The sequence below is a fragment of the Porphyromonas asaccharolytica DSM 20707 genome, assembly GCF_000212375.1.
GTDB classification, from domain to species: Bacteria; Bacteroidota; Bacteroidia; order Bacteroidales; family Porphyromonadaceae; genus Porphyromonas; species Porphyromonas asaccharolytica.
The window spans coordinates 1,279,507-1,292,045 of sequence record NC_015501.1 but is presented as its reverse complement, the minus strand read 5'-3'; the positions used below and the strand labels follow the sequence as shown (position 1 = coordinate 1,292,045).

9 protein-coding genes are annotated in these 12,539 nt (G+C 54.2%); 4 read left to right on the top strand and 5 right to left on the bottom strand.

The features are described from left to right. Window positions 1–2,415: a lamin tail domain-containing protein gene (locus PORAS_RS05130; protein ID WP_013760441.1), complete on the top strand. Its 2,415-nt coding sequence runs from the start codon at window positions 1–3 to the stop codon at window positions 2,413–2,415. A 189-nt stretch (window positions 2,416–2,604) separates the two neighbouring features. On the opposite strand, the gene PORAS_RS05125 is transcribed toward PORAS_RS05130, so the two are convergent. From PORAS_RS05125 to PORAS_RS05115, 3 genes are all read right to left on the bottom strand, one after another. Continuing rightward, window positions 2,605–3,642 (bottom strand): IS110 family RNA-guided transposase, encoded by a 1,038-nt coding sequence (locus PORAS_RS05125; RefSeq protein WP_013760440.1) that lies wholly within the window; start codon window positions 3,640–3,642, stop codon window positions 2,605–2,607. A gap of 622 nt (window positions 3,643–4,264) precedes the next feature. Beyond that, window positions 4,265–5,314 (bottom strand): DNA polymerase III subunit delta, encoded by a 1,050-nt coding sequence (gene holA, locus PORAS_RS05120; protein ID WP_013760439.1) that lies wholly within the window; start codon window positions 5,312–5,314, stop codon window positions 4,265–4,267. An 18-nt stretch (window positions 5,315–5,332) separates the two neighbouring features. Then, window positions 5,333–6,109: an AMP nucleosidase gene (locus PORAS_RS05115; protein ID WP_013760438.1), complete on the bottom strand. Its 777-nt coding sequence runs from the start codon at window positions 6,107–6,109 to the stop codon at window positions 5,333–5,335. A 54-nt stretch (window positions 6,110–6,163) separates the two neighbouring features. On the opposite strand from PORAS_RS05115, the gene PORAS_RS05110 reads away from it, so the two are divergent. From PORAS_RS05110 to PORAS_RS05100, 3 genes are read left to right on the top strand one after another with little or no spacing between them, the layout of a single operon-like run. Beyond that, window positions 6,164–6,640: a type I restriction enzyme HsdR N-terminal domain-containing protein gene (locus tag PORAS_RS05110; protein WP_013760437.1), complete on the top strand. Its 477-nt coding sequence runs from the start codon at window positions 6,164–6,166 to the stop codon at window positions 6,638–6,640. 27 nt (window positions 6,641–6,667) lie between these two features. Next, window positions 6,668–7,618, top strand: coding sequence for an ABC transporter ATP-binding protein (locus PORAS_RS05105; RefSeq protein WP_013760436.1), 951 nt, complete (start codon window positions 6,668–6,670; stop codon window positions 7,616–7,618). Window positions 7,619–7,632: 14 nt separating this feature from the next. Further along, window positions 7,633–8,976: an ABC transporter permease gene (locus PORAS_RS05100; protein ID WP_013760435.1), complete on the top strand. Its 1,344-nt coding sequence runs from the start codon at window positions 7,633–7,635 to the stop codon at window positions 8,974–8,976. A 658-nt stretch (window positions 8,977–9,634) separates the two neighbouring features. On the opposite strand, the gene PORAS_RS05095 is transcribed toward PORAS_RS05100, so the two are convergent. Together PORAS_RS05095 and PORAS_RS05090 are read right to left on the bottom strand one after the other, a co-directional pair. After that, a complete protein-coding gene (locus PORAS_RS05095; RefSeq protein WP_013760434.1) occupies window positions 9,635–11,080 on the bottom strand; it encodes a fimbrillin family protein in 1,446 nt (481 codons plus the stop codon). A gap of 34 nt (window positions 11,081–11,114) precedes the next feature. Beyond that, complete coding sequence (locus PORAS_RS05090; RefSeq protein ID WP_013760433.1) at window positions 11,115–12,536, bottom strand: fimbrillin family protein; 1,422 nt, start codon at window positions 12,534–12,536, stop codon at window positions 11,115–11,117. Between the last annotated feature and the right edge of the window lie 3 nt (window positions 12,537–12,539).

The window sequence follows — 12,539 nt, the reverse complement described above, 5'->3', positions numbered from 1 at the left end:
ATGCGCCTTCACTGGATCTGGTTCGCTCTCATCTTAGGAGTGCTCAGCAGTTGGCCCGTCATGGGGCAGTGGCAGGCGCACTTTGCCGATAGCGTTTCGCTCTCTTCCTCCGTATGGCAGGGGACGCTCGACAAGTTTCGCTGCGATCCTATCAGAGGGCTACAGCTCAACGACAGCAAGGCTAGTGGCACGACCAACTATGCCTACATCAAGGCGGACGTTTTCCTCAGCAAGCAGATGACCTGGCATGGCAAGGTACAACTAGACTACACCCCGACCAAGGACAACAAAGTAAAGCTCCTCCTCTACTGCTACGAAGCTCTGACAGACGGCACCTTCAACTATGTGGTGCTCAACATGAAGGACAATCAATACTTGCGTCTCTCTGAGTGTAACCTTTCGCTAGAAAGCACTGGGCGGGTGAAGATCATCTCGACCAACGAAATCTTAGCCTACAACTACTTTGATGAGATGCGCCAAGGTGGCGGAGTCGTTGACTTTGTCATTCAGTATGATCCGACGGCTGAGGCTCGCTGGTCGATGTGGGTGCGGCACCGAGCGAGCGATCTCTACAAGTATGTGGGGAGTGCAGGAGATACGCCCTCGACTCCTAGCAAATACAAGCAATTTTCGCTCCTCTTCGCTTGCGAGTACAGCAAGTCTCGTGCACAGAGCAGTTCGCTAGAGTTCCTAGACGTTTACCCCTCATTGGTCTCTCCTGAGGATTTGAGTCGTGAGCGCAACGTGATACCAGCGAGCCAATTTTACAAAGAGTTTCGTCAGAGAGATCCGCACACGGTCGAGATGCTCTGCTCCGAGCCGGCCGACCTCTCGGAGGCAATCATTACTGTAGCTCCCTCGTGGGGCAAGCTCACCACCGCTACCGAGGGCAAAAGCATCTATATAAGGAGTGAGGCAGCAATTCCTGCGGGAGAGTATGCGCTCTCCTTACGCGGTGTACGGACTGCCAGCGCCACTAAGGTCGAGAATGCGATCTACAAGATAGCTATTGAGTATGACCAGCCGCAGCCTCGTCCAGATAGCATGGTGCTCACCTTCAGCGAATTTATGGCCAACCCGCTCTCGGGTGCCTCTGAGTATATCGAGCTGCACAACCCCACGGGTCAAACGCTCGATGCCAGTGACTACTCGGTCGGTATGCTGCGACAGGGCAAGGTGTCCACATGGTACCCGCTAAGTAGTCGTCCCTGTCCAATCCCTGCGGGCGGGTACCACGCCTTCACCACTTCGGTAGAGGGCATCACCGCCTTCTATGAGGCACCGCGCGACAGCCTGACGCAGAGCAAGACGCTGCCACAGCTCGCCAACAAAGGCTTCACCATCGAGTTACTACGTCATGCCGACTCAACGGTTGTAGAGACCTTTCGCTACGACCCGGGGCTCCTGGGTCAGCGACGCAATCAGCGTGGCGTAGCCCTCGAGCGATACTTCTCCCCCACGGGCGACAAGACTCAGGAACAGTGGGGCGCAGCCACCCCGCAGGCGCACTTCGCTACCCCGGGGCAGCGAAATAGCATACAGACCGCAGGCAGTTCGCCTAGTGAAACGACCCACAGCGAAGCTCCCCTACCGCTCTACATCACCGAGATCATGGCGCGTCCTACGGTCGACGGCTCCGAGTACATCGAGCTCTACAACCCCAACGACACCACGGTCAAGACGGACCACCTCGGACTGGTCATCGTACGGTCGGGGCACCCCTCCAAGGTCTATCCGCTCCCGCCTCACCCCACGGGTGGCATCCCCCCACGGGGCTACCTCGCACTCACTCCCAGCACGCATCCGCTCGAACGTCTGTACTATGCCAAGCCCGACAGCTTGCTTCTCTTCCCCGAGATGCCTCAGCTCCCTGATAGCGAGTGCGCTATACGGCTCGTACACTTGGCAAACGACAGCATCGTTGAGGAGGTTTACTACGATATCAAGACCTTTCCCAAGGCTCTGCAAAAGGTTCAAGGGGTAGCTCAGGAGCGCATCATCCCAGACAAACAGTCACAAGACTTGAGCAACTGGACGGCTGCTGAGGCGTGGGCTAACTACGGTACGCCAGGGCGGCAAAACAGTGTCTACGGACGCACCGCCACCTCTGACGACAGTCTAGACCTTCCGAAGCGACGCACGCTCCTATCGCTACCGCAGCTCGCCAGACTGGTACTCCAAGAGATCTCAGACGGTGAGACCCGCTGCACAGCAACGCTATACGCCGTGGCGGGCTATCGGCTGGTACAGTATGACCACGCCGGTACCGAGGCCCTCTGCCGAGCCATCGTAGAGCGGCAGAGCCTCGCGGAGCTCTTGCCTGCGACACTCACTACACGCGCTATCCTCCTCGTCGAGCTACGCCACCCCGACCGCAAGCGCGCCTACCCGCTCGTCAGCATTATTGTCAACTAAACACGCCCGTTGTGTCAAAACGAGACGAGTAACGATTTGCTTTCTAAGTTCATATGCAAGTAAAAAGCGAAGTTTTTTCTCGTTTCGGAAGTTCGGTCGACTGCTCGTCGGGGAACCGCTCGTCGGGGTGGGGGCTCCCACCCCTTGCCGCGGAGGCGCTCCCCGAGCGGAGACTTTCCTTCCCTTGGACTAGGCTCGAGCAGTTCTCTTCGTCTCGTGGTCTAGCTCAAAGTCGCAGTCGTGCAGAACCAAAGAGAAGAGAATGTGTACGAGCTTGTTGTTGACATTGTTGAGGATAACCCCGTAGGGCTTGCCTTGGGCTTTCATGCGTAGGTAGTATTGTCTTAATGTTGGGTTATGCGTTATGGCACTTCGGGCTGCTTGGGTCAAGATTCCTTTTAGCCGTCGGTTACTGTAGCCACCTGTGTTGGCCTTGTGAAAAACTGAGCTCCCAGAGCTCTCGTAGAAGGGCGCTATACCGCAGTAGCTAGCCATCTTCTTGGCATTCCAGCCCTTGAAGTTGTCGGTATAAATGATCAGCATGACGGAGGTGACGAGACCCACTCCTTTGCAGGAAGTGAGGTGCAGGTAGTTGCGGTACATCTCCTCGTCTTCCTTGATGATTTCAAGCATTCGGTGCTCGCACTCTTTGATGCTTTTGGTCAAGATGTCGATGGCCTTTTGGGCATCTCGGTAGATGAATTTGTCGACTTTAGACTTGCTAGAGATGTGCCGTTTTTCCTTGGCACTAACTAGCTTGGCCTGCCTATCGGCAACCAGTGACTGCCTATAGAGAAAGAGGTCACGTAGGCTGCGCATGTTCCCGTCCAGAGGTTTATAGAGAGTGGCTTTGGAGCGGAAGCGTAGGGCATAGTAAGCGATCATCTCAGAGTCGGCTTTGTCGTCTTTGCCTTTGCGGAGACCCATGCTGCGCTTGATCTGCAAGGCGCTCTCGCGCCAGATGTTTAGACCGTTGCCGTAGAGCCAGTCGCAGAGTGCACGATCGTATCCTCCTGTAGTCTCACAGCAGAAGAGCATGGCATCGGTCTTGACTCCTCGACCAGCGTTCTTCTTGCTCCAAGAGACGAGGCTCCGGAACCCTTTAGGGTTGTTTTCTACAGTGGTGTAGGCGAGCTGTTGCTCGCTGTCTGATTTGGATTCGTAGTGAATCAGGGTGGCGTCCAATTTTTCTTTGGAAACGTCGATGCCAATGAAAAAGTATTTCATAACTTTGTACTTGAATCTTGATAAGGCAGCTAGGCTACATTAGGCTATTACTTTAATTAGGCTCTGAGCCTTCCTTTCTAATAAGTCTCGAGTAGCTGAACTCCAGAGGGTCTCTAACAGAGCTTAGGCTCAAGGCCTCGTAGGGACGATAGATTACCCTCTGGTTGCTGTCCTTACCTTACTACAACAAAGGTAAGAACAACCCGTTCAACTGACCTATTCTCGGGTCGATTCCTTTTCACTCTGCAAACTTAAAGTAGGGGCGGACCTATGTGTCCGCCCGTTCTTGTTGAAGCACAGTATGACCTGTGGGCGGACACGCAGGTCCGCCCCTACAACGAGTTACTCCTATCTCTTTGACACAACGGACGCCCTCCCACTAGACACAATCCGTGCGTCCCTATATGACGATGTCTTCACTATTCGTATCATGCTGAACTTATTGTACATACGAGTTCCAAAAGTTGTTCCTCCTTTGGAACTTTTCGGTTCCAACGTTGGAAAACAAAATTTCCTCCGTTGGAAAAGAAACTTTCCAAGAGAGGAAAACAAAATTTCCAGCCTTGGAAATTTATTTTTCCAAGGCTGGAAACTTTTTGGAAACCTGAGAGAGCAACTTCGTTTAGTACTTCAGCGCAAAGATCTGCGTCAAGAGGTCTAGGTAGATGGTGCGTGCTGAGGCATTGACCCCATGGGCGCCTTTGGCGTCGCCGTCGGCACGTCGTATGGCGGAGATGATGTTGAGCGTCTGCTGCTTAGAGTAGAGGCGCATGGCCGACTGGTACATGCGTGCCATCGACTCATACTTCAGGTTGAGCGCTTCCTGTATGTTTTTCTGGCTATTGGACGGTAGGTAGTGCGCTACCATCAGATTGGCAAAGAAACCGTAGAGCGAAGCGATGATCTGCGGTACAGGGTATCGCTTTTCGTCCTCCGCCATGGCTAGTGCTATCTGCAGTGCCTCATCGTCCTTGCGTCGCTGCACCGCATTGAGCAGATCGTAGGGACCGTACTTGCGCGACTTGCTCACCACCTGCTGCACCATAGCACGTGAGATGAGTCCGCCGGCGCTCTTGGCTGGTATGGCGAGCTTTTGCAGCTCCGAGTAGAGCGTCTCTAGGTCATATCCGACCCGCTCGATCAGCGTCGAGATCGCTTGCGGAGCCAGCTGCAAGCCTAGCCCCTCAGCCATATGGATCATCGCCTCTCTCAGTTCGTTGTCACGCCTGACGGGTGTCGACTCGATAAGCGCCACCTGCGACTTGAGCGCCTGCGCATTCTTCTTAGCAGCTGCTGGGAGCGCATCGTGGTATAGGATAAGGAGTGTGGTGCCCTCGGCAAAGGTTGTCGCATCGCGTATCAGCTCGGCAATGCCGTACGGCTTCTTGAGGACGCTGCTCTTCTTGAGATCCTGCGCATCACGCAAGACGATGAGACGCTTCGGTGCAAACATCGAGAAGGTCTGCGCCTGCTGAAGCACCTCGGGAGCCGTCGTCTCGGAGCCGAAGTAGACGACCAGCTGGGTCGTGCGCTCCTCCTGAGGAATGTAGTTCTCGACAACCAGTTCCTCTAGGCGATTGATATAGTAGCTCTCCTCCCCGTAGCCAAGCACGAGAGGCGGGAGCGGTTGACCCGATCGGATCAGGTCACTAATCTGTACGAGTTCAGTCATAGCTGTTTGGAGTCTCTATTACCAGTCAAAGACGATACTCTTCATTTCCTCGGGAGATTGGAGGAGGCTCTCGACGGTGCGAATGCCGAGCTGGAGATGCTGCTCGGCGAAGTGTGCCGTCACGTAGCTATCGCTCTCGTCACTTTTGACCCCCTCGGGTGTCATCGGCATATCACTCACCATCAGGAGAGCTCCCGTCGGGATACGGTTCGCATAGCCCACGGTAAAGAGCGTAGCCGTCTCCATATCGATGGCGTCCGCATGGGTCGTGCGGAGGTACTCCTTGAAGTGCTCGTCATGCTCCCAGAGCCGTCTATTCGTCGTGTAGACCGTCCCCGGCGCATACGATATGCCCGCCTCGAGGAGCGCATTGCTACAAGCTTTGAGCACATTAAAGGAGGGGAGCGACGGCACCTCACGAGGCATATAGTCATCGCTCGTTCCCTCGCCACGTATCGCTGCAATCGGGAGAACGTAGTCCCCCAGCGTCAGCTGTGACTTAAGCCCGCCACACTTACCGAGGAAGACTACCGCCCGGGGCTCAATGGCCGAGAGCAGATCCATGATCGTCGCCGCATTGGGACTCCCCATACCAATGTGTATCATCGTCATCTCCGCATTGCCACAGTTTGGCATCGAGGCACTCTCGCCTAGGATCGGCTCGCCGATCTTCTTGGCAAAAGCTTGCAGGTAGCTCGTGAAGTTGGTCAGGAGTATGTGTGGCGCAAACTCCTCGAGGCTCCGTGTGGTGTACCTCGTTAACCAATTGGTAGCAATCTCTTTCTTTGTTTTCATTGGTGGAAATGGTAACTTTGCACCGTCTAATAGCAGTAGTGCGAAGCAAAGTTAATGAAACCCCTCCACTTACCCTCTTACCCTGCTCTCATTGAGGAGCAGTCAGGGCGTTCGGTCATATACGACGTTTATCGTCAGAGTATGGTCGCTCTGACCCCTGAGGAGTGGGTGCGTCAGCACTTCCTGCACTATCTCTCGGATCATCTAGGCTACCCGCGCCTCTCCATACAGGTGGAGAGCCTCGTCGCCAGCTCCATACGTCAAGACCGCTTTGATGCGATGATCTACGGTCCTGGCGGACGAGTCCTCGCCCTCATCGAGTGCAAAGCTCCCGAGGTGCCACTCTCACAGGATACGGTCAACCAGATATCGCGCTACAATGCGCACTACCACGCACCGCTCCTGATGATGACCAACGGGCTTACCCACCTCGTCCTGCAGATAGACTACGCCACCGCCACGGCAAAACCGCTCGCCGAGATCCCCTCTTACCAGCGAGCCCTCGACATACTCCAAACCTCTAAGGTCTAATCTCTAACTTCTAACCTCTAAAGTCTCATGCCATACTTACTAGAAGCAGAGCATATCGTCAAGCGATACAAGAACCACCTCGCCCTCGACGATGTCTCCATACAGGTACAGCCCAATAGCGTCTTCGGACTCCTCGGTCCCAACGGCGCTGGCAAGAGTACCCTCATCAAGATCATCAACAAAATCCTCCTAGCCGACAGCGGCACCGTACTGCTCAACGGCCAGGAGATGACCTACGAAGATATACGCCATATCGGCTACCTCCCCGAGGAGCGAGGACTCTATAAGAAGATGAAGGTCGGTGACCAAGCCATCTACCTCGCTCGCCTGCACGGACTCTCCCGACAGGAGGCGCAGCAGGAGCTGAGGCACTGGTTTGAGAAGTTTGACATTATGCCCTGGTGGCATCGTAAGGTTGAGGAGCTATCTAAGGGAATGCAGCAGAAAGTTCAGTTCATCTGCACCGTCATTCACCATCCCAAGCTACTCATCTTCGACGAGCCCTTTAGCGGTTTCGACCCAGTCAATGCAGAGCTTCTCAAGCGTGAGATCCTAGAGCTGCGGGACAACGGCTGTGCCGTCATCTTCTCCACGCACAATATGCAGTCTGTCGAGGAGATCTGTGACGACATCGTCCTCATCAACAAGAGCAAGGTAGTGCTCCGTGGTGATGTGACCGAGGTCAAGCGAAGCCACTTCGACGGCGTCGCCTCGCTACTCATCGCAGGTGAGGGGTATCGCCCCAACTGGGTCGAGTCTCTGACCGAGCAACAGATCGAGCTACTCGAGATCAAGCGGGAGGGACACGATATGCGCGTCCGCCTCAAAGACCCGCAGCAGCGGGACGTACGCGCCCTTGCGGGACTAGTCCCCACCGACCTGCACCTCCTAGAGGTCGCGCAAGAGATACCCTCCATGCAAGACATCTTCATCCGCACCACCACGGCTCAAGCTCAGCCCGCTACGACCACCCTCTAACAAGACCCACTCTTATGAAAAAGAAATCAGCCTCCAAGCTCTCCATACTCATCGAGCGAGAATACATGGTGCGTGTCAAGAAGAAGTCCTTCATCGTCACCACCCTCCTCGTCCCGATTATCCTATTTGCGATCTTCTTTATCGTTATCTACATCAGTATGAGTTCGCTCAGTGACGAGCGTGTCGCCGTCATTGACGAGACGGGACTCTATAGCGATGTGTTGGTCGATGACGAATACTACACCTTCATTCCAAGCTCCGAGCCGCTTGAGGCTTATACCGACAAGGCGAAGCTCGAGGAGGAGGGACTCACAGCGGTCCTCTACATAAAAGACACGCTGATGAACAATCCCAACGGCTGGAGTCTTTACTCTTACAAGAAGCTTCCCAGTGGTATCGTTAACTACATCGAAGATGCTTTTACCGAGCGACTCAAGGAGCAGCGCATCGCTCAGTACGATATAGAGGGACTGCCCGAGATCATCGAAGATGTAGAGACCACCATCTCCGTACCCACCTATCAGTGGGATGCCAAGGGCGAGGAGGCTAAGTCTAGTGGCTCGCTAGCTGGTATCATCGGTATGATTCTCTCTGTGATCATCCTCAGCTTCATGTCCAACTATGCGGGGCAGGTGATGAGTAGCGTCTTAGAGGAAAAGAAGAACCGCATCATAGAGGTCATCGTCAGCACCGTACGACCTATCGATATGATGATCTCAAAGATTATTGGTGCGTTCCTCGTTGGACTGACACAGGTAGCTATATGGCTGGTCTTCGGAGGAATTATCTTTGTCGTCGGCTCACTGGTTGCCGTGGGTGGCGTCTACGACCTCTCGGCACTCTCGCAGCTAGACCCCGCACAGATGGGTGGGCTCGCTGGCGGTATGAGTATGGACTCCGTCGCCGAGATGCAGTCTAGTCTAGAGGTGCTACAAAGTATCAACTTCGTACAGCTCATCATCATGCTCCTTGTTTACTTCATCGGAGGTTACCTCCTCTACGCTTCGCTCTTTGCAGCGATCGGGTCGAGTGTCTCGAGCGACGAAGATGCCAGCCAGTTTATGATGCCGTTTCTCCTCGTCATGATGCTCGGCTTCTACATCGCTATGGGTAGCATGGACAATCCTGATGGCACGATGGCCTTCTGGGGCAGTATCATTCCCTTCTCCTCGCCCTTCGTGATGATGGTTCGACTACCCTATGGGGTCGCCATGTGGGAGCTCATCCTCAGCATCGTGCTCCTCTACCTCACCGCCTTTGGGATCGTCTGGCTAGCCGCACGTATCTACCGTGTCGGCATCCTATTCACGGGCAAGAAGCCCTCTCTGCGCGACCTCTGGAGCTGGATACGGATCTAGTGATTAGTATTTAGCGAAAGCAACACAGCCCCAGCGACTCACGGCATCAGCCCCCTCACCGCTCAGCAGGTGAGGAGGCTGTTTCTTTCTCCTCCGTTGTAGCACGGCTAGACGAGTAGCGATCTGTGTTCCCCGTGACGTGTAACCCTTTGCTTTCTAAGTTCATATGCAAGTAAAATGCGAAGTTTTTTCTCGTTTCGGAAGCTCGGTCGACTTCTCTTCGGGTGAACCGCTCGGCGGGGTGGGAGTTCCCACCGTAGGGGCGGACCTGTGTGTCCGCCCGTCCTCACCTGAGCGCAGTCTATTCTGCGGGCGGACACGCAGGTCCGCCCCTACACAAGCTACGTCAGCACGACAACTCCACTCATCAAACGCTGTAACCCCGATCTCCGTAGGAACGCACGGTCGGTGCGTCCGTTGTAGCACGGCTAGACGAGTAGCGATCTGTGGGGATCTAGGGCTAAACGAACAGTTTCATACCTATGGCACTAGAGTTTCACCTAGGTGGCACTGAGGTCTAACGGACTTTTAGCCCTTTGTCGGGATGTACGGGATAAAATGAACGTAGGGACACACAGCGCGATGCCGTACGTCCCTACGTTATTCGTTAGCGGATAGCCTCTCGCGCTAGGCGATGGAGGCTCTCTGGTGTGACTGACTACTCGATCGTAAAGTCATCAAGGTAAAGATCCCAAGCGACACCCTTACCTACCTTGAATGCAAAGAGTTTATCACTCTTAGCTAGTGCCTTACCACTGATATCGAGCGTTACCTTAACCCAGTCAGCAGCGTTGATAGAACCATTGTAACTGTTCCAAATCTGCCCTTGTGCATTAGCAGTGGCTGCCTGAATGGTAACATCACTACTTACGTCACCCAGATTATAGACGTAGTATGCGTCGCCATTCTTCTGAACAGATAGTCCAGGCTGTGACTTATCAGCAGGGAACAGATTGATAGATATGCTCTTACCAGCAGCTGTACCCTTCATATAGAATGAGATCTTGGTCTTGCCAGAGAAGTCCTTACCTGCATTGTTCATAGCGGTAAAGACGTAGTCATTGCCTTTAGGCGTACCATTGATATGAAGTGCTGTACTGCCGTTGCGACCAGCACCTGCAGCTGCAGTTGCATAGGGCTGAGGAGCCTTCATTAGCGTACCCGTGAAAGCAGCGAAGTCCTCGAAGTCAGCACCAGGGAAGAGTAGCTCACCCGTAGTGGGCTGTGGCTCTGGCGTAGGCTCCGTACCACCATTGTTGTCGGGATTAACGATGATGTCATCACCATCTACGACCTCCCAGTCAGAGATCTGACCATTGACCTGATCTACTGTGATGGCACCAGCGGCGAGGGTGACGTTGAACTTGTGGTTCTTGCCAGACTGGAGAGCGAGGCTTGCGAAGGTGTAGCTGTAGCTCTTGCCGTCGCTGAGCGTGATGACTAGCTTAGCGTTGCTATTGGTAGCTGGGATGACGATCGTTGGAGCGAAGGTGCCAGCAGCAAGCTGTAGCTTTTGCGTAGCCGTTGCCGTGCCGTTGGTGAGCGCACCGTCAGCAATCTTCATCGAGCTGGTGGTGACGATGCCCTCTAGCTGAGCTGAGGCGATAGTCGTACCAGCGGGTAGACCGGCCATGGTGAAGCTCACGAGCGCCAGCTTGTGCGTAAACTGTAGTACGTGGTTAGCACCCGTAGCGTCCTTAGCCGTCTTGATGCCCGTTAGATTATTGGAGTAGAGGACATCGGTCTGAGCGTTGGTCAGGTCGATAGCTAGATCGGTCGTAGCGCTAGCGCTGTAAGGATAGTAGCTGACGAAGTTGACCGTCTGCCCCTCGGCAAAGGTTAGTCCAGTAGCGGCAGGTGCAAAGGTAGCTGTAGCACCTCCTGCGGTGGTCTTGTACTCTACGTTGGTAGCGGTAGCGTCTCCAGTCATAGAGATACCGATAGCATCGTTTGCCTCGAAGGCGTTGTTTGCCATACGGAGGTTGAGCGCTGGGATGTTTGACCCAAACTGCATCGCCTCCTGCTGGAGAGCGGGCTCCTTGTTGTCCTGGTTACAGGCCGTGAGTGCGAGTAGTGCGAGTGCACCGACAAGTAGTTTCTTCATATCTTGTTCTATTTAGGTGTTTATTGAGTATTTGCTATTTCACAGTTAGAGCTTCGACTTGATAAGTCGTCGTGTGGAGAGGCTCCTGCGAAGCCTCATAGAGGATAGCGATGTATCCAGCCTCAGCAGAGCCTGCGATAGCGTAGCTCTTCTTGTAGTGCTGATTGCCATAGCCACGCGGGGAAGTGCTATCGTTGATGACCTCTAGCGTCTTGACGAGTGCGCCATCCTTGTCTAGCTGCTGGACAGTGAGCGTAGCACCATTGGTGTGTCCCGAGCTGTATGTTAGCTCTACCGTATAGCTAGATCCTGCGGTCATCTGCAGACGTGGCGTGATGAGGACACATTTGTTTACGGGATCTGTAGACTTATAGGCACTGGCCTGAGCATAGTGCACACCACCATAAGAGCGCTTCTGGAAGTCACGCGTACCAACGAGTGCTTTGTTGAGCCAACCAGGTAGTGCAAAGGGATCGTAGTCCTTGCCCCCCTTAGCGAAGTCATCACTGAGCGGTAGTGTGCGAGCCGTCTGTGTGAGGTCTACATTATAGACATTCTCACCAGCTGGTTCTGGATTGGGATTGGGCTCAGGCTCCGTACCGCCATTGTCGTCAGGATTAACGATGATGTCATCACCATCTACGACGTCCCAGTCTGAGATCTGACCATTGATCTCGTCAACCGTAAGTGCGTTAGATGCGAGGGAGACGTTGAACTTGTGGTTCTTGCCAGACTGGAGAGCAAGGTTAGCAAAGGTGTAGCTGTAGCTCTTGCCGTCGCTGAGTGTGATGACTAGCTTAGCATTGCTATTGGTAGCAGGGATGACGATCGTTGGAGCGAAGGTGCCAGCAGCGAGCTGTAGCTGTTGTGTAGCGGTCTTCGTGCCGTTGGTGAGCGTACCGTCAGCGATCTTCATCGAGCTGGTGGTCACGATGCCCTCTAGCTGAGCTGAGGCGATAGTCGTACCAGCAGGTAGACCGGCCATGGTGAAGCTCACGAGCGCCAGCTTGTGCGTAAACTGTAGTACGTGGTTAGCACCCGTAGCGTCCTTAGGCGTCTTAATGCCCGTTAGGTTATTGGAGTAGAGGACATCGGTCTGAGCGTTACTCAGGTCGATAGCTAGATCGGTCGTAGCGCTAGCGCTATAAGGATAGTAGCTGACGAAGTTGACCGTCTGCCCCTCGGCAAAGGTTAGTCCAGTAGTGGCAGGGGCAAAGGTAGCTGTAGCACCTCCTGCGGTGGTCTTGTACTCTACGTTGGTAGCGGTAGCGTCACCAGTCATAGAGATACCGATAGCATCGTTTGCCTCGAAGGCGTTGTTTGCCATACGGAGGTTGAGCGCTGGGATGTTAGACCCAAACTGCATAGCCTCCTGCTGGAGTGCTTCACTCTTGTTGTCCTGGTTACAGGCCGTGAGTGCGAGTAGTGCGAGTGCACCGACAAGTAGTTTCTTCATGTT